We start from the raw sequence: 24,694 nt of genomic DNA, 5'->3' as shown, positions 1-24,694 counted from the left end.
CGTATGTGCTCCGTTGACAAGTTGTTCTGTTAATTATTTAGGTATGTTCTGCTCAAACGAACGCAGGCGCGACGACTCGTGAGGCCATGTCGGGGTTGAAGCTGGAACGGGTGGGCAACACAGCGCATGGAACCCTAATCAGCCCGGCAATCTGCTGTCTTCCATGACCAACGCATCGCCGAACGCGGCTTCGGAGATCACCCGCCGCCCTTCCTCGGACAATTCCGCCCATCCGGCGGGACGGGCTTCCCAGAACGCCGCAAGCTCCGGATCCCGCGCCTTTATGCCGCCGTCGCTACTCTCTGATGCTGAGGTCGCACCCGGAACACGGCGCGGCTCCGCCACGCCGGGCTTCAATGCTACGCCCGGCCCGTGCGTCTCACCCGGCATCAGGAACATGATCCCGGCCTCCTCCAGCGCGCGCTGGACGGCCGCCACGGTCGGCCCGTGGGAAGCTTCGCCTGCCTCAATGCGGATGATGGTGTTGCGATGGACGCCAGCGATCTCGGCGAGCTCGCGCACGGTCAGCAGCAGCGCGGCCCGCGCCATGCGGAACTGGGTGGGCGTGACAGAGACTTTAGTCACTTGAATGTGCCATTGTCATATGATAATAATCCATGAAAGTGACACTAGCACAATCTGTTGGCGGCTGACCATGTCCCTGTGTGTGCAGGAGCTCAAGAGCGTTTGCGCGCTGCTTTCCCGCGCGCGCGTATTTATCGAAGATGCGCTCACCGTTGCCGAGAACGGCAACGATGTCGCTGTGACCGCGAAGGTCAAGACATTGCTGTTCCGGGCCAAGGATGTGCAGGCCGAGATGGACGCCCGGCTTGCCGCTGCCGAGCGGGATGGGCGGCGGGAGGCTTAATGGCGTTTGGGGTCGATAAGAGAAAGTCTCAGTGGGAGCATGTGTAGGCGGCAGCCCCCTCAGAACCGGACTCCGCCGAAACAGATCGCTGTTTCCAAAGCTCCGTTATCGGGAGACATGAAGCCCTGACCCACCCGGCCGACTTAGGACAGATCATCGCGATAGCCGGGTCGAAATCATGACATTGGGATGCTGGTCTTTGCCTGTCGTTACCTTTCGCGTTCCTCTCGATCTTGGAGAGCATCTTTGGCCTCTTCAGATACTCTGAATGGCCATATGCTGTTGCGACAGCCACAAGCGCGTCGGTGAAATGCGGCCAGTTCTCAAGAACGGTGTTTAATGAGCCCGGAATATTCTCTTTGTTGAATCTATTTACCCCGTCTCTCAAAAAAATAAGGCGATCTAGCAGATCGTCAAAGTTAAGCTCGTTAACACGATCGGCCATGTGTGAAGACATACCGCACGCACCAAACAGTTCCATAAATGCACGTGATGTTACGGCCTCACTACTACGCGATTTATTGATCGTTTGACCGGATCTGATGCAGTAAACGGCCTCTCGCGATAGTTTATCCGCCCAATCCGGTAGTGTCTCAGTTTGAAATTTGGCCCGCTTGACGCGGGGGTGGCTTTCCTGCTCCATGTGCCGTATGCTTTACGCTAAGCATGGAGCCGGGATATGGAACAAAAGGCTACTCCCTACACATACTCTGACTGGATGTTGCTCTTCGTCGCCGCCCAAGCGGTGATCGACCTTTACACTCCTAACGCCACCTTTGGGGCTACGGTCGGTCTAGCCATGATCTGCGCGGCTTTTCGATTTCTCCACTACATTGCGGAGAGGCTTGCGCTGTTCACGGTAAAATGGCGCGGCGCGGTCGCAAGAACGATTGTCATGACTTTCGTTCTCTGCGCTGGCATTTGGTTCATCCCTGACATCCTGCAATATATCGTCCACCATTCCGGGAAGTGAGGAAATCCGATGCCTAAAGGACCTAAAGGCGAGAAGCGCCCCGCCGATGTGATTGGCGCTGCCGTCAAGATTGCGAAGATCGCGACAGGCGAAGTCGAAGAAGACGCACCTTCCAAACCTGAAGACGAAGGCAAAGACCCCGCTGCTGTATCCATGGGCAAGCGAGGCGGGAAGGCGCGCGCTCAAGCCATGACGCCAGAGCGGCGCGCGGAGATCGCGAAGAAGGCCGCTGAGAAGCGGTGGGGCAAATAGCAAGCATGCGCTAATCAAAATTTTTATGCTTGCTTGCACGCACAGAATCGGAAATTCTCTGGCCTGCTTTCTCAGGAGAATACGCTGTGTCAAAATCCATCCAAAGCAAGGGCGGTGAAGCTCGGGCGCAGAAGCTGACGTCAGAGGAAAGAACCGCAATCGCATCTATCGCCGCGACGGCACGCTGGGAAAAAAGATCAAGCCTACCATCCGTCGATTTTTCAGGAACCCTGAATCTCGGTAATGTAACGATCCCCTGCGCCATCCTGACGGATGGGACGCGCGTCCTGTCAGAGTTTGGGATAACGAACGCTATTCTGGGGAGCAGAAGCGGCGCATCCAAACGAAAGAAAAAAGCCGCCGAAGAGGCCGGGGCCCATTTGCCCTTATTCATCGCCCCAAGGCATCTTGAGCCCTTTATTCCCAATGACTTAGAGTCAGGGCCCCTTACGCCGATTCAGTACGTCGACGGCAGGTCAGTAGTGATCGGATACGATGCGAGAATCTTGCGCGTAGTTTGCGAAATATGGCTCAAAGCTCGCGCGGCGGGGGCGCTTCAAGAGCAGCAACTCGACAAAGCACAACGTGCCGAAGAGCTAATGAGGGCCCTTGCCGATATCGGCATTGTCGCACTCGTTGATGAAGCCACAGGTTACCAGGAATTTCGAGCCCGCGATGAATTACAGAAAATTCTCGCTGCCTACGTATCCCCTGAACTGATGCCATGGTCGCAGCGCTTCCCGCAAAGCTTCTACGCTGAACTCCACCGTGTGCGAGGATGGAAATATGTCCCCGGCTCGAACAAGCGGAATCATTATATCGGGAAGCTAACTAATGAATTGATTTATAAGCAACTACCAGAAGGCGTTCTCGATGAACTTCGCCGGAAAAACCCTCGCGCCCCAGAAACTGGGAGACGGCGGCAACTGCATTATCGCTTTCTTACCGAAGATATCGGCGATCCTCATTTGCAAAAACAGATTGTCGCCGTAACCACCCTTCTCTCAGTCGCCGACGACTGGGCAGACTTTACTAGGTTATTTTGCAAGAAATTCCCACCGGGCCCCAACGACCTATTTTCTCTTCCACCTCCGGAAGAAGAAAAACATGCTTGACGCTAAGCATAAAAGTTCATATATTGAGGGCATGAACAAACTGCCCCACGAGAAACGCGTCCAAATCCTCTCCATGCTGGTGGAAGGCTCTTCCATGCGGTCGATTTCCCGCGTGGTCGGCGTCTCCATAAACACGGTCGCTAAGCTCCTTGCGGAAGCGGGCGAAGCCTGCCTCGCCTATCACGACGAGAACGTGAAGGGCCTGAACTGCAAGAAAATTCAGTGCGATGAGATCTGGAGCTTCGTCTACGCCAAGGAAAAGAACGTTCCTGAGAAGGCTCCCGACTTCGCTGGCGACGTGTGGACGTGGACCTCGATTTGTGCGGATAGCAAGCTGATCTGCAACTGGTTCGTGGGCGGTCGCGATGCCGACTTCGCCAAGCTGTTCATGGACGATCTGGCTTCGCGCCTTAATGGCCGCATCCAGATGACCACGGACGGCTACAAGGTCTACATGCAAGCGGTCGAAGGCGCGTTCGGGTCTGAGATCGACTACGCGATGCTCGTGAAGATGTACGGCACCGCACCGGAAGCCTTTAAGGGCCGCTACAGCCCAGCAGAATGCACCGGCATCAAGAAGACGGCGAAGATCGGAAACCCGAAGGAGAAGGACATCTCCACGAGCTACGCGGAGCGCCAGAACCTCACGATGCGCATGTCCATGCGCCGCTTCACGCGGCTTACGAACGCCTTCTCAAAGAAATTCGAAAGCCACTGCCACGCTCTGGCGCTCTACTTCGTCTATTACAATTTCGTCCGCATCCATAAGAGCCTGAAGGTTTCGCCCGCGATGGCCGCTGGCTTGACCGAAAAGCTTTGGGGCTGGGATGACGTGATTGCCCTTATCGACGCCGCGAAGTGTGAGCCGAAGAAGCGCGGGCCTTATAAAAAGAAGGCCGCTTAGGTCGGGTGCCCCAAGCGAATTGCCAAGGCGATTTGGGAGACCTGCAAGCTATTGGCCAAAGCATCAATGCCATTAATGCCCTGATCTACAAGCGTTTGAATAAGCTCGTAGGGCATCAGGATGTCTGCGGCGAACCTATTCGCTTGAGACTCCAGCGTGTTGGATAGCCCCTGTGCTCTCAGCAAATAATTATCTTCAACGCGCTGACCAATTCGTTCCCGGTGCAGGACAAAATGGCCAATCTCGTGGGCTGCGGTAAACCGCTGTCGCACGTAAGGCTCATCTCTGTTCACGAAAATCACAAAGCCAGATGGAGACCCGTAGGCTGGCTCACGGACTAACACCCCAGATATGCCGTTACCTAAATTGCTTTCGTAAATCCCCAACCCGAGGTCTGATGCAATTGCATTGACGTCAACAGGAGAAGAACGTAGCCTTGGGCCAATCACAGCCAAAATTTCAGACGGGATGATGCTCATTCTTGGCTCCGCTTTGACTTTGGGTCTTCTGTGAAACGGGGTCCACCGTCTTTAGGTGCCCTTTGCGGTCGGACACTCACGAAAGTTCTTGTCGAGAACTCCTTCTGAACAGCTTCATCGACAAGTTGCGCCAATAGTTCCCTTGCCTGGCCATTTTGGATGTACCTTTGCATGTGTTCGTTGGCGCACTTCTTGCTGGCATCCTTAGCATACCACCGAACCGCACTCAAAACGACACCAAGCCCTATCAAGGCAAAAACCCCAAGCAGGACGGCTGTATAAGTCATATACTGGTTAGATAAGTTGGCGATTGAATCGACAGCTTGCAACGCAAGCGCCGCAACATCGTTTTGATCTGTCGCTTGAGGCAGGGCTAATGAATTTGGTTTCGGCATCGAATCACCCACAAATTTGGATGACTTTAGCCTATCCAACTTAAGCTGGAAGACATTCCACGAGGTGGTTGGGATGGAGTGTCAACCCACCGAAATTTCAAACTGAGACACTACCCCCAATCCAATCTCTCAGCCCAGTATTTTTCGAACTTTATTATCAGCGCTGCGTGCGTCATATTAAGCAGTTCTGCCTCGCAGAGCCACGGCTGCGCAGCCAGCGTTTCCACTAGGAAATCATCGAAGTGTAGTTCTTCCATTCTCACCAGGCGCGATTCCCAATGCCAACTCAACTGTGCGCCATTGTATTCCGGTAGTTGCCAATGAGCCTTGAACGTAAGACTTCCGCTTTCGATTGTCGAAATGATTGCTTGCTCATCCAATTCAAAAGCGTGGCGGCTTCTCAGAGCTACAATGTCTCGTTCGGTCTGCCGCCCTTTCCAATTTTCGAAATCATGAAACAGCCAGATTAGAAATACGCGATTTTGCCGATAAAAAATCTCTCGATCGCTAATTGTAGTCAGATACGTCCTTGACGGTTGAAACTCGAAGGCAAGTCGATGCTCAAGAAAGCACGCTTGCAGGTCAGGATAACGGTGGCCGGTGCCTTCAATTCCGAAAAACGTGGCATTCGGAGTTCCCACCTCGCTGAAGCCGGTCGAACGCTCGCACAGCACCTTCAAAGTGCGGAGCAATCCAGCGTGTAGTTTGCCCTCAGGCTTGCCACCAAACCTAGATGCGCTGATTTCGTCAAGATTGCGGGGCGACCCTGCGCGCCATGCACAATGGCGGCCGCTTTCGATGTAATGAGCAAAATGCGGTATGCCGCCAGAGTTCGAAACGTACAGCGGATCGCGGCAAAGGCCGCAATGATATCTGCTGGCCCCTGACCTGCGTTCTTGTCGCGTCCGGGCGCGAAGATGGGAGATTCCTTTGTCGTCGAGATCGAGGGCTAGCTTGGTCTCGACAAGATTGCCACTAATAGAGTCATAGACGACGGGAATGCCTAGGGGCATCGAATTATAGCCATTTGGAATTGCACAAGAAACAGGTTGAGGTGATTCGTGCCTCTAATGGTGTTACGATGGCAGCTTCTCCCCCAGAGACCCGGAAATGGAAGCCGGTGCCCGCTCTCTGAGCGAGTTCCAGGGATCGCGACCGAAATTAGCCCAAGAATTTTGCGGAAGAGCGAAAGCCGCGTTCCGTGCCATGGGCCGACGCAGGCAGGAACGCCAGCTTACCCACAACTTGAGGCATTTTCGGAAATTGGTTCAATGACCGCAATCGGCCCTTTGGACGCATCCCCCCGGCAAAGGGCAGGTTTTCGGAGCCGTCCGTCACGGGCCGCCTACACCCCGCGCCCAGCGGGGCGGCCCGTGACGGCCTCCGCCTCGCCTGCCTCGGCCGGGGCAGGTTTTTGGTGGGTTCGGGCGGCGGGTTGTCCTTCATCTGACACAGCATTTGCCCCATGACGCTGCCGCCCGAGGCGGCAACGGCACATCCGGAGGGATTCACCGGCAAAGGCACGGATGCCAGACTGGCGCATGGCCGCGCCCCATCCCGCCACGCAGGAACTCCGCAAAATTGCGGGCGAGCGGTTCTTCCGGGTGTTCGACGACTGGCTTGAACTCGCCCTCGCGGCCTATGCCCGCGAGGAAGACCGCTACATGGAGGTGATCCGCCGCTACGGCCCGCGCGAAGCGGGCAAGGAGCACCCCGCCGACCACTTCGCCCATGCGCTCGGCGCCATCCAGCTGGAAATGCACAAGGACAACCAGACCGGCACGCTCCGCGACCATCTCGGCGAGATCTACGAGGCCGAAGGCGGCAGTGAGCGCGCCATGTCGCAGTATTTCTCGCCCATGCCGCTCTGCCGGATGATGGCGTTCATGCTCATCGATGACAGCACACCCGAACGGGCCTCCATCGCCGACCCCGCCTGCGGCAGCGGGCGGATGCTCATGGCCTGCATTCCGCTTCGGCCCCAGGGGTATTTTTTCGGGGTGGACCTCGACCGCACCTGCGCCAAGATGGCGGCGCTCAACCTGCTCTGGCGCAATGTGGATTCCACCATCATCTGGGGCGATACGCTGCGCCTCAAGGGGCGCGGCGGCTGGGCCACGGCCTCCACCATCCTCGGCGGCCAGCTCCGCTGGCTCCCCGAGCCGGAAGCGCAGAAGCTTCTGGAGGATTCCGTGCGGAAGATGCAGCCGCAACCCGGCCCCGAGCCCGCGCCCGCTATCGTTCTCGCCCGTGAGGGCAAGCGCGGGCAGTTTGAGATGGATATCTGAGGGGGTCACTTCCTGCCGCGCATGAATACCGTTGTCGCGGGCGATTGTTCGGGCAGGAAGAGGGGTTGAAAGCTACGGGCGGCACACTTCTATGGTGCCTGCGGCGTCATTGTAGTACACCAGCCCCTTATGGGCGGCGTCGCAGGTTGGCGTTCCTGCTCCCGTAAGCTGCATGGCGTTGCCACTGACCGTTCCCGAGACGGCTACATTCCCTGAAACATCCATCGGCGCGGAAACGCTCACGCCGGTGTTCTGGTTGGCAATCACGCTTGCCGTGCCGCTGGTGATGCGGTCGGTGCTGCCGGTGGCAATGCCGGTCAGTCCGCTGCCGTCTCCCACGAAGCGGGTTGCGGAAACTGTTCCTGCCACGGTTACGCTGCCGCCGAAGCCGATGACACCGGTAGTGGCAATACTGCCAGAAATGATGTTACCTATATTAAGCCAGTTGGAGGTTGTGTTGCTTGGCGCATTGACATTGAACCCCAATAGGATATTGGCATTGCCGGTCGTAAGGTTAGAACCAGCGCTATTGCCAATAGCTATGTTGTCGTTTCCGGTAGACGTAAGAAGAGAGTAAATTCCAATCCCAACGTTTGTATTACCATGAATATTTCCGTTTAGAGCAGCTGAACCTATGGCGATGTTACCAGAACCATCGACGTTACTACCTAGTGCACCACCCCCAAACGCGGCATTGTTCGAGCCAGTTGTGTTTGCCTTGAGTGCATTTCGTCCGAAGGCATCGTTCAGCGTGCCAGTGGTATTCGCTGCAAGCGCCTGCGAGCCGACCGCAGTATTGTTATTTGCCAGGTTCTTGTTGAGCGCATCAGCGCCTACCGCCGTGTTCTCGCTGCCGGAAACATTGGTGTAGTTCGCCCCCGCGCCAAGGCCGGTATTCCAATATCCCGTTGTATTAAGCCCAAGTGCAATATACCCGAACGCCGTGTTCTCGTTTCCGGTTGTATTTGCTGAGAGTGCCCGCTCACTCACCCCGGCATTATGATAGCCGGACGTGTTCAGTACTCCAGCTTGGTGACCCGCATAGAAGTTATCTGTTCCTGTGTTATTTGGCGATTGCTGAACCACGAATGCCGAACCAATTCCTACATCTCCACTGAAATACGCAGTCGTAGCCGAAAGCTGGTTGGTGGTGACGGAAATCCCGGTGGTGACGAGGCGGCCGGAGGAATCCACATAATTCGCCACGCTGCCGTTGGTGGTGAAGCTGATGGTGCTGGTTGCGCTGTTCACCGTGACGGCGGTGGTGCCGCTGGTAATGCGGTCTCCCTGCACCGAAAGATTGGTCAGCCCGCTGCCGTCTCCGACAAAGTGCGTGGCGCTGATGGTGCCGGAGACTTCGAGATTGGCGTTGGGGGCTGTAGTGCCTATGCCGATGGTACCATCTGATTTGATGGTAAGGCGATCGCGTAAGTTATTGCTATCACCGGCAGGAATGGTTTGGAAACGGATCTCGCCTCCTTGCCAACCACCGACATTGCCAGTCCCCACAAAGGTAATTGCGGAAGCTGGCTGACGATTGCTGGCACTGCCAAGTACGCTGACGATACTGCTGGATCCGCCACTGTTACCGCCTAACGAAAGCAGAAGCCCAGTGCTATTGTTCAGACTACCCAAAAGCCCATATGAGCTTATGATACTTCCAAAGGAGCCCGTACCGCTCACAGATAGAGTGGTAGATGGAATAGCCGTTCCAATCCCCACATTTCCATCCGTCCCCACATACAGGCTGGGGTTGGTGGTTTGGCCGCTGGTTGAGACGATGAAACTGCCGGAGACCTGCAGGGTGGCCGTGGGGGTGGTGGTGCCTATGCCGAGACTTCCACTATTCGTAACTTCAGCCAACACATTGCCACTACTATCCTGCCACTGTTGCAGATCAGCGGTGTGTGTCGGATTCTTCGGAAAAACTACTAGCGCGGGCTTATCATCAACTGGAGCTCGAATCAAAACACCAGCATTGAGACTCGTATTCGTAGGATAAGCCAAGAGACTCCATACGCTATCACTGCCCAGTTGGATGTAAGGATTGCCTGCTATTTTCGTATAACCAGGTGAAAACGATATGGAGTTATTAAGGCTACCATTCCATCCAAGCTTTCCTGACGTGGCATTGCCGATGTTCACATACCCCGAGAAATACCCCGTCGTCGCCGAAAGCTGGTTGGTGGTGACGGAAATGCCCGGCGTGATGAGTCGGCCAGAGGAATCCACATACCCCGTCACGACATTGTTGGTGGTGAAGCTGATGGTACTGGTGGCGCCGTTAACTGTGACGGCGGTGGTGCCGCTGGTGATGCGGTCTCCGCTGGCGGCAAGGCCGGTCAGGCCGCTACCATCACCCACAAAGTGCGTGGCGCTGATGGTGCCGGAGACTTCAAGCGCGGTGGTGGGGGTGATGGTTCCGAGGCCAATTTTGCCGCTCGGAAGTATTTCCATTAGAGGCACACCTGACAATTGGAAAGCCAAACTTCCAGTTCCAGCTTTATTAGTTATTGTCCAGTCAGAAATTCCAACTTGGGTAAATCTAATGTTAGAAGATGTTCCATTTGGACTGCTAATGGATAAGCCCGAACTATCAATGGTCGATTCATAAGCTCCATTAGATCGGTAAATCGTTCCCTTGACATGTAAAGTTCCGGATGCTGTCGGAGCCACCCCAATCCCCACATTCCCCGAAAAATATCCAGTCGTCGCCGAAAGCTGGTTGGTGGTGACGGAAATCCCCGTAGTGACGAGGCGGCCGGAGGAATCCAAATAGTTCGCCACGCTGCCGTTGGTGGTGAAGCTGATGGTGTGGGTGGTGCCGTTGACCGTGACGTTGTCGGTGTTGCTGGTAATGCGGTCACTGCTGGTCGCTCCGCCCGTGATGGGGACGCCGTTGATCACAAGGTTTGTGGCGCTGATGGTGCCGGAGACTTCGAGGGCTGTGGTGGGAGTGGCCGTGCCAATGCCGACGTTGCCGGTGCTATTGATAACTAACCAGTCAACGTAATTAGTAAGGAGGCCGAGCTTGTTGGAGCTTATGCGCCGCATACCCACGCCCTGTTGGTCTCGGAAACCGTAACCGGGCAAAAAGATATCGCCGTCATTAGTCCTTATCGGTAGATGCGAAGTGAATTGGGACGTACTACCAACTGTAAGAATATCAGTTCCCGAGTTCCTGATCGAAAAAGTTCCGTCTGCCCAATTGCTCCCGTAGTCGATGTAAGAATTCGCGGGCATTTTGATATTGCCCTCTATACGCAACTTTTCTGCCAGTGCCGTCGTCCCAATCCCCACATTCCCATTCGTCCCCACATACAGACTGGGATTAGTGGTTTGCGCGCTGGTAGAAACAATAAAGCTTCCAGACACCTGCAATGTCGCCGTAGGCGAAGACGTCCCCACTCCCAGCAACCCGCCGCTGGTGAGGTAGGGGGAATAGCTCGGGCAGCCGATGTCGTGTTGATGAGCGGGGTCCGGGGCGCCCATACACAGGCGGTTCGGCATATCGCCAAGCGTTGCAGAAATAAACGGGATTTGACCCCAAGAATCGGCATGCGCGGCACCGCTGGCCAGCACCAGCGCCGCACACATAGCCAGCCCAAATCGGTTCATGGCCGCAGCTTAGTACACAATCGCCCGCAAACACCTCTTTCTGTGAGTTTTTCAAGTAAGGGGGTGTGCTCACGCTGCCAGCCGGACATCGGGCTACCGGACACAGAGCCGCATTTGCGCCACTTCTCCTATCCGGAAAGACGAGGGGGGCTGCAAATGTGGACATCCCCCCAGTGACCGTTTTCGAGCCGCCCGAACCCGCGAGCGCCAGCGGGGCGGCTCGCATTAAACGGCAGCCTGCCACTTCCGGGTGCAGTTTTTTGGTGAGTCCCGAGCTTGGCTGGTTACCGTGCATTTTCGTCCAGCGTCGCAAAACGGTAATCAAGCCGCTCCACGCCTTTATGCAAACGGGCGGTGATCTCGGTTTGCACGCCGATGTCCATCATGCCGTACGGCATTCGTGCGATGTAGATCTCCTGTAGGGGCTGATCCATCAACCGCCACGTGAGCGGCGTCGGGAACGCGCTGCAATGCGCAACGATGCGCCAAAGCTGCGGCCGCGAAACCGCCGCTTCGGCAAGGGCAGGATGGAATTGCACGAGCGATTGCAGCTTGCCGGGCGCTGAGTGCAGGCGTTGCGTGAAGAAGCTCTGCCAATGCCGCTGCCGCTCATCCGGCGTCCGGTAGATGTGGCGTGTGGCAGCCGTGAACTCCTCCAGCGTTGGACTGGCGAGCACCCTGAACGGACGCGGCTCACGGGCCATCCAGTGATGGAGGAGTTGCAGCGATAGCGCCTCGGTCATGGCGTCAACGAAGTCCGTTTTGGGGCGGTAAAGAATGGTGCGGCCCTTGAGGTGACGATGCGAACTCACACGGCACAGCCCCGTCACCGCCCGCGCCCGGATCTGCCGGAACGGTGCTCGGGTTTCTGGGGCAGAAGAGGCCGCGCGGCGGTCATCATCTCCTGCACCAGCCCGGAAACCCCGATGGCGAACCGCCCGGCCTCCAGCGCAGCCGCAAATTCCTGCGCCGCCTCCGAAAGCTTCACCGGCAGCGGCTCATCCCCCAGCGCCCCGGAATAGGTGACCGCAATCTCCCGTGCGCGCAGAACGGCAAGATCGGCCCCATGCAACTCCTGCCGGAGAGAGCACGTCCAGCCGAACGGACGCCCGTCCTCATCCTGCCGCGCGGTCTGGTCGAGCATCGTATGGCTGAGGAGAAGCAGGCTGTCGCGGGTTCGCTTGACGAACACATGGAGGGTAAGCATCCGCCCCGTCCAAGACGCGGGCGGCGCGGTCCTGCCATTCAAGGTCATCCCAGCTTCCGGCAACTGCCGCACCAGCGCCGCCGATAGGGCTGTGGTTTCATCGAGAACCGACCGGCGCAATCGCCCCCGGAACTTCTCCAGCTCCGCCAGTGCCCGCTCGGTGAGATAGCGGGCGGTGCCGTCAGACACCTATCGTTCCACCCCCTCTTCAGCCGAACGGCGACGGCTCCGGCGAACCGTCTCGGCGGGTGCCTGGTCGGGAGCCTGCTCATCAAGCCCATCCGTCCGGCCCGGAATGGGATAGCTCGTGCTGCCGGTCAGCAGCGGGTTCTGGTAGCGGTCCGTCCGAAGCCAGACCGACAGGCCCACACCCGGCGTGCCGTCGCCGGGATTCAACCGCCCCCAGAAATCAGGCCGCTTCGCCCGCTTTTCCGCCTCTTCGGGCGTGTCGGTCGCTTGCGGTTCCTTGAAGCCGTTAGGGAACAGGATGACCTGACGCGGCCCGAGCTCAAGGTTCGGCGCGACCTCAAGCACTTCCCCGGTTGCGGTCTGGTGCTGGTCGGCCAGCCGCTCGATCTGCGCAGAGCGTTGCCGTCAATGGGAAGCCCGTTGATGGATCCCGCAAAATAGGCCCGCCCCCGGGAGTCCCGGTGCGTCCACAGCACGAGCCGGTGCTCATGCTCGCGTCCGGGAACGCCGAGACGACCCGTAAAATCAGGATCCTTCGATCCCATCTCCTTGCCCCGATTGAGACCGGCAATGAAATTGCCGCGTGCTGGCGCTTCGCTCATTGTTTTTGTTCTCCTTTTTGTAAAGGAGACTGCCAAGAGCACGCGTGCGGGGCAACGGATCTGCCTAAGAAAGCGGCTCCCGCGTCACGGAAGCCGCCAGCAAACCTCTAGGAGGCCCGACCGGCTTCCGTCGCCTCCGGAACCTCAATCAAAGCGCCGGTATGGACGTCATAGACGTAGCCGTAAACGGGAATGGCCTTCGGCACGAGGGGATGGCTGCGAATGCGCTTCACGTCCTCGACCACGCTGGCCTTCTGGTCGGAAATCGTGAGCCAGTTGATGTACTTGCCTTCATCCGAGCCGGGACCGTGCCCGTGATCATGCCAGCCGTTCTCGTCGATGGTCGCGGTTTCCAGACTGTCATGCAGGAGCTCCGAAATCACCTCGTTGGTGAACAGCTCCATCCCGCAGTCGCTATGATGTATGACGAACCACTCGCGGGTGCCGAGAAGCTTGTAGGAGATGACAAGCGAGCGGATGGCGTCATCGCTCGCCCGCCCGCCCGCGTTCCGGATGACATGCGCGTCGCCCTCGGCAAGCCCTGCATATTTCGCGGGATCGAGCCGGGCGTCCATGCAGGTCAGGATCGCAAAATGACGGCCCGGAGGCAGCGGCAGGCTGCCTTTGTCACCAAACTCCGCCTGATAGGCGCGATTGGATTCAAGAACTTCATCAACAATCTTGCTCATTGGTCCTCCATGATGCGTGTAAACGCCGCCGACCTTTCCTGTTCCTACTGTCGCGGCAGATGACCGAAGGATAGCCGCATTATTGATAAGTTCTATAGATTATTGGACTTGGCTCCGGGGGGCCGGGGTGGCACATGAGGGGAGCCCTTGCCGCTCCTTGCCACGGGCGTAGCAGGCTCAGGCTTCAGGCTTTCCTTTACCGTGGTTGTCGTTGACCACGATGGAACGGGTGCGACAGCCGGTGTCACGACCGAGGCAGCACTCATCCAAACGGACAGCGCACCGACCGACGCGGCAACGCCGACAAACAGAACCGGGTAGAGCACAAACACCCGCAATGCCTGCAACGACGGCAACCGGGGACGCGGCAAAGCCTCCAACACTCCCCGCAACCCCGAACTCGCGGCCTGCGCGCCCGAGGATATCCCTTGCGACAGCGCGGAAAGATGCGGCTCGGCGGCGTCCAGTGCCGTCCGTCCCCTCGCCGCAAGCTTTCCGGGCTCCAGCCCGGCGGCGACCTTGCCCACCAGCGCCGCTGCCTCGTCAATACGCTCCCCCGCCTTTTCGATGGCACGCGTGTAAGTTCCTCTCTGCAAGGCCACAATGCGCTGCTCCAGCGACGGATGGGTGGCCCAGAGGCCGCCCGCCCACGATGCGCGGAACATCAGGGTCCTGTATTCCTTCTCACGCGGGCTCATCTCGCCGCCGAGTCCCTCGACCTTCCTGAGCGCGTTCTGCATGGCGTCGGGACTGGTGAGCGACGCCCCGATGGCGTCGGCGTAGAATTCCCGCGAGCGGGACAGGCGCCGCGTGAGGAGCTCCGAAGCGATCCCCACCGTAAGGCGACCGAGAGCAGCAAGACCAAGGCCGATAACGAGACCGCCTTCGGCATCACGCGCCCGCTTGTCGGACACGGAGGCCGCGAAATACAGGGCAATCATCAATCCGAAGCCGATGATTTTGAACACCCAGTCGAACATGGACTGGAAGCCCGCCGCCATTTGCATCCGGCTCATGTCGCCGGTGGCGATGTGACCGAGTTCATGGCCAATCACGGCGTCCAGTTCCTTTTCGGTCAGTCTGCCAAGCAGCGGTTGGCCGATGATCACGGCAGCATCGTGGGGACTGGAGCCAACCGCAAAGGCATTGGCGATGGACACGGTTCCAACGGTGGGTAGCGGCATCTGGAGCTTGCGGGCAAGGTCATGGACCCGCTTGGTCAGGGGATCTGACGGGGACAGGTAGATGACCCCGAACATTCTTGCCGCTTTGCCCTTCATGGCGCCGTTCCGGACGGACCCGAAAAAAAGCCCTGCGAGGCCGACCACAAGCGCGACTTGAAGCGCGGTCGACAGGGCGGGGAACGGCTGCGGCGTGCAGTAAAAGCAGGGTTTGACCGGCGGCATGGAGGACAACACGGCATAGAGCGATGCCGCGAACGCGGCCGTGAGCTGAAGCGGAATGGTCCACGCAGGCAGCCACAGCTTGCGGTAATCAAGGGGTTGAGACGAAGTCATTGGACAATCCTCGGAAATGACTCGCGTGCGAAAAGGGCTATGTTACGTTTGGCTCAAATCCATCGGAGGCCCGGCATGTGGTCCCGCGACGCACTGGTTGACCTTGTCGAAAAGCGCCGGAAGGCGAAGGAACAGCTCCCCAACGCCGATGCGGCGGTGCTGGCCTATGCCCGCTGGCAGGGGCTCACGCAGGAAGAGGGCATCGACCGTGACGCCGCAAAGGAAGCCCTCGACCGCATTGTCGACGCCGCCGAACCCGAGGAATGGACGCGGCTCACCGAGCTCGCGGGGCATGTCGACGACAGGCTCCTCAAGGGTGTCATGCATTATGCGCTCTCCCGCGCACTCGAAGACGTGCAGGGCAGGATCCGCAGCCTCGACGATGGGCCGGAACCAGCGCCCGACACTCCGTCCCGCAGGCGCGGCCGAGGCCGCAGCCGCTAGCATCGCTCAGCGGCTCCGCCCACGATGACGCTCCCGCTGCCGTTGCAAATCCCGCGCGGGCTCATGCACATCAAGCGCGCCTGACAGCATCGCCTTGCCACGCGCATCCGTTTTCGCCCAGACGCTCACCCGCATCAGGGCTTCGCCGTTGCCGGGATTGAAATAGCCCCAGTAATCCGGGGCCTGGGCGTGCTCCGGGGTTTTCCGGATGTTGGCGAACAGCAGCACCTCTCCCGGATCGACCGCAAATTCCTTCCCGTCCGACTGCGCCTCTTCAATAAGGGTTTCCGAGGCGGATACCGGACGCAACAGCGCCGCGATCTGCTCCTGCGCGCTCTGGCTTACCCGCCCGGCAAGAAGCGTGTGCCCCTTCTTCGTAGTGTGTGCCCAAAGAGCAATCCGCCGCTCGCTCGCATCATCCGGAAGGGTGAGGCTGCCGCTGAAAGCGGGTCGGGCATCACCCGGCTCCTTGTCCGGATTGAGGAAGGCAAGTAGCCGCCCTTGACGGCGCTGGTCGTTCTCCATTCTGGGTCATCCTATGCCTGTTGGGAAAGACGGATGCGGGGAGGAGACAGCGCCATCTCGTCCGCGAAGTCGCGGTAAGCGTAGCGTTTGTCGAGGAGCACCGGGTCGTGGCCGCGCGCGGTCACGATGATCTTGTCGGCATAAGCGCGGCCCATGAGCTCGTAAGGCTCTGCAAGCGGCTTCTTCTCGCCGCTGAACAGGTGGACCACCGTGCCGAGCTGGGGTGCAAGGAAGCTTGCGGCCTGATTGTCGGGCTGCATGAAGCTCCGCACCCGGCAGGCGTTGATGAGACCATCCGCGCGCTTGCCGTAGGTATCCCGGAGCTGCCCCAGATATTGCGCAAACAGCCACAGGCGAAGCTTGGCGCCGCGCCCCACGTCGAGAAGACGCAGGATGCTCGCCATGTTGCCGAGCTGGGGGAATTCGTCGAGGAAGAACGTGATCGGAAGCCTGCTCCCGACCGTATGACGCAGCAGGAGATTGGCATGCTGCTGGATGATGAGCCGCACGATCGGGGTGTAGGTGTCGATGTCGTCGCCGCTCAGGCACAGATAGACTGTCGTCCCCGGCTGCTCGCGCAAGGCGAGCGGCGTCCAGTCCGAGCGCGCCATCGCCGCCCGCAAGCGAACCGACCGGGAAAAGATTGAAAGATAGCGGCGCGCCGCGTCGAATACGCCGTCGATGCGGTCGTTGAGGCTTGATTCCACGGCCACCGCATTATCCGCCAGTGCCGGGATGTTGTAATGCTGTGCCAGCGCCTTCAGCCGTGCCATCAGCTTCGGCGTGGGAGAAGCCCAGTAGGCGGCGTCGGCCACACCGTCCGGGAAGTTGACCGGGACGGCAAGCATCTCCATCACGGTCGCCAGATTGCGCCGCTCCGCTGGTTCGGAGAACGCAACCGCGAGCGCGAAGGTAAAAAGGTAATCCCGGCCCCGGTTGTCCCAGAACGGATCCTTGCCGCCCGCGTCAGGCGCGATGATCTGGCTGGCGATGAGCTCGCAGTCCACTGCCGCCTGAATGGGGTCGGCACTGACAAAATCAAACGGGTTATAGGCGTGGGTGTTGCCTGCCGGGTCGGTGGGCGCGAAGCGGTAGACCGGCCCGAAATGTTTCTCGCGGTAGCCCGCCGTCGCCTCCCACAGCTCGCCTTTCACGTCGAGCACGAAGGCGGAGCCCGGATAGGACAGAAGATTCGGGATCACCTGCACCTGGCTCTTGCCGGTTCCGGGCGCCGCGATGGTGATGAGGCTTTCGTCGCCGCCATAGCGGAACGGTTTGCCGTCCGGTGTCCAGCCGATGGTGAGGTCGCCCATATTGGACGCGGTCGTGAACGTCCCGCTCGGCGCCGTGTGCTCGAACCAGCGGCTGCCCTGATTGAGGAAGGTGCCGATTTCAGAACCGGCGGGCGACGTCACGTGCCGGGCACCCGCGACCGTATTGGCTGTCTGCGCCAGAAACTGCTGATAGGGCTTGAGGATGACCCGCAGCACAGCATGCAGCCCCTGATTTGCGTCGCGCTCGTGCTTTTCGCCCTGCCAATGGGGGTCTGCAATGACGGCGCATTGCCCGCCACCATAGGCAAACTCAGCGAGAAAGGCCTCATACTCCCGCCCGCTGATATGCTCACCGGCCCTGAGCGCCGCCATGCCGCGCACAAGCCCCTTCTCCTGATCCGTCAGCGAAATGGACGGCCGCGACACCGTATAGCTCCGGATGATCCGTTCCAGCTTCAGCCGTTTGCCGCGATCGTACCCCCTCTGCGCAGAACCGAGGAAATACGTCAGGATACCGACGCCGCTCGCGCCGATGGGACCGAGGATGTCCTCCTTCGACACCATCGGATGCTCGCCAAGCGCCCCGTCGAAGATCTTCTGGAGCTGCCTGTCGGGGATTGTCGCAAGGATATCCGCCACGGGCGCGGAAATCCGCCCCGCAGGGTCGTTCAACAATGCATCAAGCGAGGACAGGAAAAGAGAGGGCGTCATCGGATCCCGGAAAGTTCGCAACCATTGGTAGCGTCAACTTAACCAATGCGCGCGATGATTCGCATCGGCTTTTCCTTTCCGAAAAGCGGCTATCCTCAAAATTCAGCGGCTGCGGCTCCGCCCGGCATGATGATTACCGCCCCCGCCCGCGATCACGACGCCGCTGCCGCGAAGGTTCAGCCCGTGGCTCCGGTTCGAGCTCTTTTTCCTTGAACATGTCCCTCGTGAGTTGCTCAATAAGCGGCCTGCCCTCGTCCAGCTTCTCCCGCGCCTGCTTCAGTTCTCGCGCCGCATTTTTCACCTGCTCGCGGGAAGCGAGGCCCATGTTGTAGAGAGAATACGTCATATCGGCCTTATCGCCCGCGTCCTTCAGCGCTTCGAACCGCTCGGCGCTCTGATTTGGCTCTTTGGGCTTCGGACCGGGGGGCGGGACCTCTGCGGGCTTGTCGGCGGGCGGCTCCGGCTGGCGCTCTACCGTCTTCGGACGTGACGGCACGAGCGCCTTCTGCATGGCCTGCTGCTGTTTCCGTTCCTCTTCGTGATCGGCAAAGCTGCCTGCAAACCGCTCCTCCAGCCCCTTGAGCCGGATATCCCTCCCAAGATCAGAGAGCTTCATGGTGCCGCTTGCATCGGCCAGCACCAACCCCTGCCCCTTTCGCAACACCGCGAATCCCTCGCTCGCGAGCTGACTATCGAGGTCTGCCCATGAGGAGGCACCCAGTACCAACTGGTGCAGCCGTTCCCGGTGTTTCGACCGCGTTGCCTCATCAAAGCGCGGAAGGTCGCGCTGCTTGAGGCGCCTGTTGCGCTGGCGCTCCGGATTCGCGGGAGCCCGTGACTTTCCGTGAAACCGCTCGGGATCGTTGTGCCGCCCCGGCACATAGTCCATCCCCATGCCCTCGGCCTGGCGGCGCAACGAGCACTCGATGCGGCGGTAGTCGTGGCTGTTCTTCCATGCGCGACCCGTGTCCGGATGGACGCGGTTCGCGACGATATGGACGTGGCGGTGATCGGTATCGCGGTGCGCGACATACAGCATCTGGTGCTCATCAAGGCCCAGATCCTGACAGGTGGTATCAGCCACAATCCGCATGATGTCATCTGTCGGGGCCTCGTCATGGCGCCAGCTGATGACGTAATGGTAGACAGGCGTCTTCACCCGCTTCGACTTCTGCGCCGTGAGCCGCATCAGCGTCGCCGCTTTCTTCGGATCGGTGACGAGCAGGTTCCGCGTCTCCACCCACGCCACGCGTTCGGGCGACGGCTCATCCTTCTTGCCGAACAGGAGGTAGTTCACGACGCCGCGAAAGCTTTTCCCCTGATCCGGCACCTTGCCAATCATCAGAGCGACGCCTCGATGACGGTGATGGCGGCCTTGAGGAGCGCCTCATGCTGGGCCAGCATCGCTTCAATCTCTCGCCGTGTCAGCGGCACCATGCCGGTGTTGGCCTGCCGCGCCAGCTGGTTCACATTGGTGCCGAGCTTCTTCACCTGCATCGCCAACTCGTGAATCTCAACGAGCTTCAGCATCGCGGGAGAAGCCCGCTTCGGTTTTGGCGGCTCCTTCGGCGTGGCGGCGCCCACACCATCGAGGAGGCTCCGCATGTATTCACTCTGGCTTACGCCCGCTCCATCGGACAGTCGCGCAAGCTTCTCCGCCTGGGCATCGGTCAGCTGGACCCGGATACGCCGGTCCACGGGATCGGGTTTCTGGTATCCCCTCGCGGGCATGGTTCGTTAAGCCTCCCCGGCGTTTGAGGGGCAAGCAACTGCGCTTGAGCCACAGGCGAATGCGCGGGCCTTTGAGCCCATTTTTGGGCACAAAGGCATTGCTTGCTCCCTTACACAAACGATACCGACTCCCCGACTCTTCGTACCAGACGCACTGCCCAAAATAACGCCAAGCTTGTCACCAAGGTGCCACGATTGAAAGATCACGGCGGGGGCTGTCTGCCCCCGCACCCCCGAGGATTTGTCGGCCGGTGATGCGAAAGCCTCTGCTTACCCCTGCGGGCATAGATTCAACTGGACTGACGGGGAACTCACTCCCTATCGGCAAAACGACGCAGAACGGTTTCTGGCGCGCCTGCGGATGCCCCAGGGGTTGCCGCAAACGGCCTCACGGTCGCAAACCGCCTTCAACCGCTCGAACGGCAGCAGCAGCACCTCAGACAGCGGCACCCCAAGTCGCCGCGCCGCCTCGGCCAGCACGGCCTCACGCACCGCGTACCGGTTGGCCTCAAACTCGTCCTCATACGCACAAAGACCCGCCTCGATATGCAGCCGCATGCAGCTGCCCTCGGCCATGAAGTAGCTCACCACCGAACCCATCGGCAGCACGAAGATACACTCCCGGTCCCGTCCATCAATCTGGTGTGCGAACAGCATGGCGCCATGCTCCTGCATTCAACAGAACCACGCAACCTTGGTGCCAAGCTAACAAGCAGTCGTGATACGTCCTATCCTGACAGCATGGTCCTGAAACGAAGAAGAAAGCCGGGCACCGTGGTGCCATGCAGGTCTCAGTAAACTAGCGACTCCGCCCCCGGTCTCGGCGGCGGGAACGGGTGGCACCATGCTCCGGTCCCGCCCCTTCGGTCAGCACCAGCGGCTCGGGCGCCTCACCGTTGCGTGACATCGTACGTCTGATGATGTCGAGGGTGGCAAGCTCACCATCGATCGCCATGACCCGCTCCCCGTCGTGGGTGACGTCACGGCGCATGTTGTCCTCCAGGGTCAACGTATCGAGCCTGTCCTGCGCGGTGACGAAAGCGGCGAGCCGCTTACGCAACTCCACGTTGAACGCCGCCTCCCTCGCTTCGGTCTCCGAAAGGCCGAACTTGACGGGATCCCGGCTGACCAGGGATTCTGTGTAGGTGGCACCGAACTCCTCGGTGAGCCCGACGGGGTCGTATCTCGATCCCAGCAGCTGCGGGAACAGCTCTTCCAGCCGGTCGCGCGCCTCGAAAAACTCCGCGCTCGCCCGCGAAATGGCGCGGCGCAACTCTTCGTCGACCTTCGACATCGCTTCCACCTGTGGTAAAGGCCTGCTAAGAATCAGAAATAAAGATTCTTTCTAGAGGACGCAATGAGCGATCACCCGCTCTCCGCAATCTCCGGCCTTCTCACCACCGTCGAAGCGGCGGCGTTCCTGCGCCTCTCACCCCGCACGCTCGAAGACATGCGCGTGACCGGCACCGGCCCGCGCTACTTCAAGCTCGGGCCGGGCAAGCGGTCAAAGGTCGTCTATCGCAAGGAAGACCTGGAAGCGTGGTTCACCCAGTTCGGGTTTAATTCGACGTCGGAGTATGGGCGGAGCTGATCCTGTGTTTCTTCGTGGCTTTCGCCTTAAGCATTATTTGCTTTGAGATAGTCCGATAACGTCTTCCTTACCGTACGGCCACCAGAATGGCTCATACCCATGAATTGCTTTTGAAAGAATAGTTGCGCCTGCAAGCAGGCTGTCTGCTCCAAGCTTCTTCCAAGCTGTTCCCACTTCAAAAATCCGTTCAGATCGAAATTGAAGCCGTTACCGTCACGAAACTTTTCCTCGTGGAAAACGCTATTTTCATCACTCTCGGTCATGTAACTGTCGATAAGCGCCGCAGCGATCTCTTCCAGAGAGGTACCCGCGTCATTCTGTTTTTCCAACAATTTTATCACCGCCTCGGTGATATCCACCAAGGTGGAAGATAATTGCTCTTTCTGTAACACATCGCGCAGCAAGTTGATCAGGACGAAATAGTATAAGAATTTGGTTTGGCGCCTTGACGTAATGCCGCCACGCCCAAATCCCATCTTCCGGCCAGACTCTAGTAAAAGATAGGCAGCATAAAGCTCGCGAGATCCAAACTGGGGACCACTTGGACGCTCCGCGATCATTTTATTGAACACGCTTCCACTTGGGAGAAACGGGGGATTTTTTCCGAAAGCAAGGCCAGGCTCGGCGAGCCAGCCAGCTCCATATACTTTTGTAAGGTCAAGGGCGCTTGCAAAACGCGTAAACTGCCGACTTGTTGGATTTTGTTTTTGGAATGCGCGCTGCGAATCCCAACCGCCGCGCTGTATCTCAAGGAAAAGCTTGTATTGCTCTGAAGCAAGCTCCTTGTGCCAAGTTTTAAATCCTTGATTTATTGCAACAAAATCTTTTTCCCGGACAGCGTTTTGGCTGTTTGTGTAACGGGTAATATCCTGAAGCAACGCCTCTCCGTCGCTACCAACCTTGGCGATTTTTGCAACAACACATCCCTTTTCGGCACGTTCTCGCCATTCGTCGAGCTTGATGTTTTTTCCGCTGCCGCCAGTATCCAACTTGCTGGAAAGCACTTCCCAAATCGAACGCGTCGTCTGGCATCCATTCACCACGTACGGCTCCACCAACTCATAAACCCCAGAACCGGATGGATAGAAATCTGATACAGTTATGGTGATTCCGTTGTTGTAAAGTCCGAACTTTTCTGGCGCCTCGCGCAGGGTTCCCTGCATCCCTTTATTGACTTTTACTCGCCCTCCAAGAAACCGACGAACATTTTTCTCGTAGAGCTGATCAAGCGATCCTGTCCGCTTTTGATATGCTTTTAGGAAAGTGTATAGGTCTGGCAATGAGACCGATCCAACCAATAGGTCCGTTCCTGCTGGTGTCAAATGCCCATTGAGCGGAAACGTGAGATGTCGACGTGTGGCGAGCTGAGCTTCTTCCGCTTGTGCATCATGGATGGAGGCGATTGAGATAGCCGAGACATCGAAAAGTTGCCCCAGCCTAGCACGCCCCATGACGCGAACATACTCAAGCGCATCTTGCTGCTTCGGCGTAAGTGGATCCACAGTAGCGTAAACAAGGCGGATATGATCGTGTTCTGTTGCCTTGGCGCGAAAGTTGATTAATTTCTCAAGTAACCCACTGGCAAGTGATGACAGGTTATTTCTCTGTCCAGAAAGCGTCTCGATAACTTTTTGGCCCTCCAGAAGCAATGTTTCTGTCCCTGCAAAAGCAGAACCATACTTACTCTGAATGATGTACCAAGTATCTCCTTCCTGATCTTCATCGGCAATAGCGGGGCTATTGCGCTCTAAAACCGCTATATCGATACCGCCGTCACCAGAGCCATCGCAGTAAGTGATATCTAAAGACTCATCGTCAGTGTCTAGCCACTGGCTGACAATCTTCTGCGCAAACCTCTGTCCGAGCTGCACCGTGGTCGGGTTATCGACAGTAACGGATTCGAGCCAACTTTCCTTAAAGTCCTCAAAGCTAACAATGTCAGTCATGCTTCCCCCTTAAGAATAAAACACCATTAGAGCTATTTAGTTAAGTTGTAAATAATAAATGGGGAGACCTATGCCCCAGCAGGCGCGGTTTGGTTATGCTTCTTCCCCCCATTCCGGAGCCAGAGCATAGCTGGTGCTGCGGCCGCCACCAGCTTCCTTCACGAGAACCCCATCCTTAACCAACTCGGCGATATCCCGAAGCGCGGTATCCGGCGAACATTTGCAGATCCTTGCCCATTTCGAGGATGTGAGCTTGCCCTCAAAGCCATCGAACAGGCGATTGAGCATGGCCTGTTGACGCGGGTTCAAGGCCCGGCCGCCCTGTGCCTCCCAGAAGCGTGCCTTCCGCAAGACGATGGCCAGTGTCGCTTCTGCACCGTTGAACGCCCGGTCAAGGCAGCCCAGGAACCATCCGAGCCAGGGCGTCACATCCAGATCGCCCTTCTGGGTGTGTTCCAGGATGTCGTAATAGGCATTGCGTTCCAGCCGGATCTGCGCGGACATGCTGTAAAACCGCTGCGCGCTTTGTTCCGAGCGCGCCAGCGCCATATCGGCGATCGCGCGCGCGATGCGGCCGTTGCCGTCTTCGAACGGGTGAATGGTGACGAACCGCAAATGCGCGAGCCCCGCCACCAGAACCGGGTCGATCTGATGAGGTCCCTCAAGCCATCCCAGAAAGTCCGCCATTTCCTGCGGCAGACGCGATGCCTCGGGCGCCTCGAAATGCACGTTCTCCTTGCCGATCGGCCCGGACACGACGCGCATCGGCCCTGCATGGTTGGTGCGCCAGCCGCCGACGACAATTTTGGTCATGCCGCTGCGTCCGGTCGGAAACAGGGCCGCATGCCAGGCGAACAGACGATCTTCGGTCAAGGGCTCGGCGTAGTTCTGGGTGGCATCAAGCATCATCTCGACCACGCCTTCCACATGGCGATCCGCAGCAACCAGGCCGCCGATGTCCATGCCGAGCCGACGCGCAATGGATGAGCGCACCTGCTCCTTGTCGAGATTCTCACCCTCGATTTCACTCGACTTGAGCACATCCTGGGTGAGCGTCTGGAGAAACGCTTCTGCGCGCAGCGGGAAGCCCAGTCCTTCCATGCGGCCGATCAGCCGCCCCTGTCGATGGCGCACATGTGCCAACGGCGCAGCCAGCCTCCCCGCATCCCATGTCAGGTTCGGCCAATCTTTGCGCTCGTGGATGTAGGTCATCTAATCTCCGCACTTTATGCGGACATAAGAGCGCCTATTCTCCGCAAAGGCAAGTCATTCTCCGCATGCATTGCGGAGAATGTGAGCAGTAATCACCGCATCGCCGAGCGACTTTCGCATCACAAGTCATGCGTCTCCGGCAGAGATACCGCTTTATTTTGGTA

Annotated in this window: 26 protein-coding genes; 8 read left to right on the top strand and 18 right to left on the bottom strand. The window is 58.5% G+C overall.

From position 1 onward, the window contains the following. Positions 1–138 precede the first annotated feature (138 nt). Positions 139–585 (bottom strand): helix-turn-helix domain-containing protein, encoded by a 447-nt coding sequence (locus RVAN_RS19560; protein ID WP_013419087.1) that lies wholly within the window; start codon positions 583–585, stop codon positions 139–141. Between the two features lie 70 nt (positions 586–655). Between RVAN_RS19560 and RVAN_RS07185 the strand changes: the two genes are divergently transcribed. The 5 genes from RVAN_RS07185 to RVAN_RS07160 all read left to right on the top strand — a co-directional run bounded on the left by RVAN_RS07185 (position 656) and on the right by RVAN_RS07160 (position 4,112). Further along, positions 656–868, top strand: a complete 213-nt coding sequence (locus RVAN_RS07185) for a hypothetical protein (protein ID WP_013419086.1) — start codon at positions 656–658, stop codon at positions 866–868. Between the two features lie 679 nt (positions 869–1,547). Then, positions 1,548–1,841 carry a hypothetical protein gene (locus RVAN_RS07175; RefSeq protein ID WP_013419084.1) on the top strand — a complete coding sequence of 98 codons (294 nt, stop codon included), beginning with the start codon at positions 1,548–1,550 and terminating at the stop codon, positions 1,839–1,841. A gap of 9 nt (positions 1,842–1,850) precedes the next feature. Beyond that, entirely contained in the window at positions 1,851–2,093 is a 243-nt protein-coding gene (locus RVAN_RS07170) for a hypothetical protein (RefSeq protein ID WP_013419083.1), read from the top strand. 86 nt (positions 2,094–2,179) lie between these two features. Continuing rightward, positions 2,180–3,208 (top strand): P63C domain-containing protein, encoded by a 1,029-nt coding sequence (locus RVAN_RS07165; RefSeq protein WP_013419082.1) that lies wholly within the window; start codon positions 2,180–2,182, stop codon positions 3,206–3,208. Between the two features lie 31 nt (positions 3,209–3,239). After that, positions 3,240–4,112, top strand: a complete 873-nt coding sequence (locus RVAN_RS07160) for a DDE-type integrase/transposase/recombinase (RefSeq protein ID WP_041788554.1) — start codon at positions 3,240–3,242, stop codon at positions 4,110–4,112. Here RVAN_RS07160 and RVAN_RS07155 read toward each other — a convergent pair. The 3 genes from RVAN_RS07155 to RVAN_RS20080 all read right to left on the bottom strand — a co-directional run bounded on the left by RVAN_RS07155 (position 4,109) and on the right by RVAN_RS20080 (position 5,999). Further along, complete coding sequence (locus RVAN_RS07155) at positions 4,109–4,591, bottom strand: ImmA/IrrE family metallo-endopeptidase (protein WP_013419080.1); 483 nt, start codon at positions 4,589–4,591, stop codon at positions 4,109–4,111. The two genes, RVAN_RS07160 and RVAN_RS07155, sit on opposite strands and share 4 nt — an antisense overlap. Beyond that, positions 4,588–4,986: a hypothetical protein gene (locus RVAN_RS07150; RefSeq protein WP_041787329.1), complete on the bottom strand. Its 399-nt coding sequence runs from the start codon at positions 4,984–4,986 to the stop codon at positions 4,588–4,590. The genes RVAN_RS07155 and RVAN_RS07150 overlap by 4 nt, the downstream gene beginning before the upstream one ends. Before the next feature lie 110 nt (positions 4,987–5,096). After that, positions 5,097–5,999, bottom strand: coding sequence for a DUF6035 family protein (locus RVAN_RS20080; RefSeq protein WP_013419079.1), 903 nt, complete (start codon positions 5,997–5,999; stop codon positions 5,097–5,099). Between the two features lie 513 nt (positions 6,000–6,512). On the opposite strand from RVAN_RS20080, the gene RVAN_RS18820 reads away from it, so the two are divergent. Further along, the gene (locus RVAN_RS18820) at positions 6,513–7,274 is read left to right on the top strand and encodes an N-6 DNA methylase (RefSeq protein ID WP_013419078.1); all 762 of its coding nucleotides are present in this window, start codon (positions 6,513–6,515) and stop codon (positions 7,272–7,274) included. Between the two features lie 72 nt (positions 7,275–7,346). On the opposite strand, the gene RVAN_RS18815 is transcribed toward RVAN_RS18820, so the two are convergent. The 6 genes from RVAN_RS18815 to RVAN_RS18810 all read right to left on the bottom strand — a co-directional run bounded on the left by RVAN_RS18815 (position 7,347) and on the right by RVAN_RS18810 (position 15,096). Continuing rightward, positions 7,347–10,856 carry a beta strand repeat-containing protein gene (locus RVAN_RS18815; protein ID WP_155942377.1) on the bottom strand — a complete coding sequence of 1,170 codons (3,510 nt, stop codon included), beginning with the start codon at positions 10,854–10,856 and terminating at the stop codon, positions 7,347–7,349. A gap of 320 nt (positions 10,857–11,176) precedes the next feature. Further along, positions 11,177–11,704: a hypothetical protein gene (locus RVAN_RS07130; RefSeq protein ID WP_155942375.1), complete on the bottom strand. Its 528-nt coding sequence runs from the start codon at positions 11,702–11,704 to the stop codon at positions 11,177–11,179. 14 nt (positions 11,705–11,718) lie between these two features. After that, on the bottom strand, positions 11,719–12,288 hold the full coding sequence (locus tag RVAN_RS07125) for a hypothetical protein (protein ID WP_013419075.1): 570 nt from the start codon (positions 12,286–12,288) through the stop codon (positions 11,719–11,721). Beyond that, a complete protein-coding gene (locus tag RVAN_RS07120) occupies positions 12,289–12,633 on the bottom strand; it encodes a hypothetical protein (protein ID WP_013419074.1) in 345 nt (114 codons plus the stop codon). It abuts the gene before it with no gap. 364 nt (positions 12,634–12,997) lie between these two features. Then, the gene (locus RVAN_RS07115) at positions 12,998–13,579 is read right to left on the bottom strand and encodes a beta-class carbonic anhydrase (RefSeq protein WP_013419073.1); all 582 of its coding nucleotides are present in this window, start codon (positions 13,577–13,579) and stop codon (positions 12,998–13,000) included. Between the two features lie 92 nt (positions 13,580–13,671). Next, the gene (locus tag RVAN_RS18810; RefSeq protein WP_013419072.1) at positions 13,672–15,096 is read right to left on the bottom strand and encodes a M48 family metalloprotease; all 1,425 of its coding nucleotides are present in this window, start codon (positions 15,094–15,096) and stop codon (positions 13,672–13,674) included. Positions 15,097–15,171: 75 nt separating this feature from the next. Here RVAN_RS18810 and RVAN_RS07105 point away from each other — a divergent pair, with 75 nt between their 5' ends. Then, positions 15,172–15,540, top strand: coding sequence for a hypothetical protein (locus RVAN_RS07105; RefSeq protein ID WP_013419071.1), 369 nt, complete (start codon positions 15,172–15,174; stop codon positions 15,538–15,540). A gap of 6 nt (positions 15,541–15,546) precedes the next feature. Here the strand turns inward: RVAN_RS07105 and RVAN_RS07100 are convergent, their stop codons facing one another. The 6 genes from RVAN_RS07100 to RVAN_RS07075 form a co-directional block, all read right to left on the bottom strand. Further along, positions 15,547–16,065: a hypothetical protein gene (locus tag RVAN_RS07100; protein WP_013419070.1), complete on the bottom strand. Its 519-nt coding sequence runs from the start codon at positions 16,063–16,065 to the stop codon at positions 15,547–15,549. 11 nt (positions 16,066–16,076) lie between these two features. Beyond that, positions 16,077–18,050 carry a type IV secretory system conjugative DNA transfer family protein gene (locus tag RVAN_RS07095; protein WP_013419069.1) on the bottom strand — a complete coding sequence of 658 codons (1,974 nt, stop codon included), beginning with the start codon at positions 18,048–18,050 and terminating at the stop codon, positions 16,077–16,079. A gap of 133 nt (positions 18,051–18,183) precedes the next feature. After that, entirely contained in the window at positions 18,184–19,392 is a 1,209-nt protein-coding gene (locus RVAN_RS07090) for a relaxase/mobilization nuclease domain-containing protein (protein WP_013419068.1), read from the bottom strand. Beyond that, positions 19,392–19,781 carry a plasmid mobilization relaxosome protein MobC gene (mobC, locus tag RVAN_RS07085; protein WP_013419067.1) on the bottom strand — a complete coding sequence of 130 codons (390 nt, stop codon included), beginning with the start codon at positions 19,779–19,781 and terminating at the stop codon, positions 19,392–19,394. The genes RVAN_RS07090 and mobC overlap by 1 nt, the downstream gene beginning before the upstream one ends. A gap of 318 nt (positions 19,782–20,099) precedes the next feature. Further along, positions 20,100–20,438 carry a hypothetical protein gene (locus RVAN_RS07080; protein ID WP_013419066.1) on the bottom strand — a complete coding sequence of 113 codons (339 nt, stop codon included), beginning with the start codon at positions 20,436–20,438 and terminating at the stop codon, positions 20,100–20,102. Between the two features lie 142 nt (positions 20,439–20,580). Further along, on the bottom strand, positions 20,581–21,075 hold the full coding sequence (locus tag RVAN_RS07075) for a hypothetical protein (RefSeq protein WP_041787325.1): 495 nt from the start codon (positions 21,073–21,075) through the stop codon (positions 20,581–20,583). Positions 21,076–21,138: 63 nt separating this feature from the next. Here RVAN_RS07075 and RVAN_RS07070 point away from each other — a divergent pair, with 63 nt between their 5' ends. Further along, positions 21,139–21,372 carry a helix-turn-helix transcriptional regulator gene (locus RVAN_RS07070; protein ID WP_013419065.1) on the top strand — a complete coding sequence of 78 codons (234 nt, stop codon included), beginning with the start codon at positions 21,139–21,141 and terminating at the stop codon, positions 21,370–21,372. A 26-nt stretch (positions 21,373–21,398) separates the two neighbouring features. Here the strand turns inward: RVAN_RS07070 and RVAN_RS07065 are convergent, their stop codons facing one another. Together RVAN_RS07065 and RVAN_RS07060 are read right to left on the bottom strand one after the other, a co-directional pair. Beyond that, the gene (locus RVAN_RS07065; protein WP_013419064.1) at positions 21,399–23,318 is read right to left on the bottom strand and encodes an AIPR family protein; all 1,920 of its coding nucleotides are present in this window, start codon (positions 23,316–23,318) and stop codon (positions 21,399–21,401) included. Positions 23,319–23,411: 93 nt separating this feature from the next. After that, on the bottom strand, positions 23,412–24,530 hold the full coding sequence (locus RVAN_RS07060) for a Fic family protein (RefSeq protein ID WP_013419063.1): 1,119 nt from the start codon (positions 24,528–24,530) through the stop codon (positions 23,412–23,414). Between the last annotated feature and the right edge of the window lie 164 nt (positions 24,531–24,694).

It is taken from the genome of Rhodomicrobium vannielii ATCC 17100, from assembly GCF_000166055.1.
Taxonomy (GTDB): Bacteria; Pseudomonadota; Alphaproteobacteria; order Rhizobiales; family Rhodomicrobiaceae; genus Rhodomicrobium; species Rhodomicrobium vannielii.
This window is presented reverse-complemented; position numbering and strand designations above follow the sequence as displayed.